At 43.0% G+C, this 1717-nt stretch carries 1 protein-coding gene; it reads right to left on the bottom strand.

What is annotated here, in order from left to right:
- On the bottom strand, positions 1–1717 hold a 1717-nt coding region (locus tag B9T28_RS14760; RefSeq protein ID WP_143222625.1), incomplete at both ends, for a SwmB domain-containing protein.

The following is a 1717-nucleotide window of genomic DNA, read 5'->3' as shown; positions in this document are numbered from 1 at the left end:
CCATCCACGGTAATGCTAAAGTCACTCACTTTCGGTGGATGGCTACCATCTAAGTTTTCATTGTAATGCAACACTAAATGGCCAGTACTATCCACCTCGGCGCTTTGGAATACCGGTGCAGTACTATCTATTGTTGAGTGGTTATCAGCTGGAGGTAAGTTCGTGACTGGAATACTGGCAGCATCATTGCCTGCAGTATCTTGAATCGCATCGGTGTCATTCGCTGCACTTGGATCGCTGTACTTAAAGGTAACAGCTTGATCAATCCCGATCGGGGGTACAAAGCTTAATGTCACATCTGTACCAGAGACCGAAACTGAATTAGGAACGACCAGTTTACCATCCACGGTAATGCTAAAGTCACTCACTTTCGGTGGATGGCTACCATCTAAGTTTTCATTGTAATGCAACACTAAATGGCCAGTTGTATCCACCTCAGCGCTTTGGAATACCGGTGCAGTACTATCTATTGTTGAGTGGTTATCACTTGGCGCTAAGCTGGTTTCTGGAATACTGGCAGCATCATTGCCCGCAATATCTTGAATCGCATCGGTGTCATTCGCTGCACTTGGATCGCTGTACTTAAAGGTAACAGCTTGATCAATCCCGATCGGGGGTACAAAGCTTAACGTCACATCTGTACCAGAGACCGTAACTGAATTAGGAACAACCAGTTTGCCATCCACGGTAATGCTAAAGTCACTCACTTTCGGTGGATGGCTACCATCTAAGTTTTCATTGTAATGCAACACTAAATGGCCAGTACTATCCACCTCAGCGCTTTGGAATACCGGTGCAGTACTATCTATTGTCGAGTGGTTATCAGCTGGGGGTAAGTTCGTGACTGGAATATTGGCAGCATCATTGCCCGCAATATCTTGGATTGCATTTACATCGTTATCCGAAGATGGATCCGTATATGCAAAAATAACACCTTGCCCCTTCCCAATTGGTGGCACAAAACTCAAAATGACATCTGAACCAGATATGGTCACCAAACTTGGTACTACATCTTGTCCATTAACAATAATTGTAAAAGCATCTGTTAATGGCTTATTAGCACCATCTAAAGCCTCATTATAATGTAATAATAATTGACCATTACTATTCACTTCAGCACTTTGAAATATTGGTGCAGTAGTATCCGGACTTGGTTGCGTAGACCCGTTCAATACTGGGGCTTGTGTTAGACTTTCTGCATCATTCCCTAAGGCATCTTGAATCGCATCAGTATCATTACCAATTGTTGGATCTGTATAACTAACTCTGACATTCTGGCCTTTATAAATTGTATCGGTGAAACCAATAATTACTTTATTAGAATCAATATATATCGTTGTAGGTGTAACAATGAGCCCACCAACTGTAATGCTAAAGTCACTCAGTTTCGGTGGATGAGTACCATCTAAAACTTCATCATAATACAAGGTAAGTGTAGTACCAGCGTCATCCACCTCAGCATTTTGGAATACCGGTGCAGTACTATCTATTGTTGAGTGGTTATCACTTGGCGCTAAGCTGGTTTCTGGAATACTGGCAGCATCATTGCCTGCAGTATCTTGAATCGCATCGGTGTCATTCGCTGCACTTGGATCGCTGTACTTAAAGGTAACAGCTTGATCAATCCCGATCGGGGGTACAAAGCTTAATGTCACATCTGTACCAGAGACCGTAACTGAATTAGGAACGACCAGTTTACCATCCACGGTAATGCTAA

This window comes from Acinetobacter silvestris (assembly GCF_002135235.1).
Lineage (GTDB): Bacteria > Pseudomonadota > Gammaproteobacteria > Pseudomonadales > Moraxellaceae > Acinetobacter > Acinetobacter silvestris.
The sequence above is the reverse complement of the archived record's forward strand: the minus strand, read 5'-3'. Positions and strand labels throughout refer to the sequence as shown.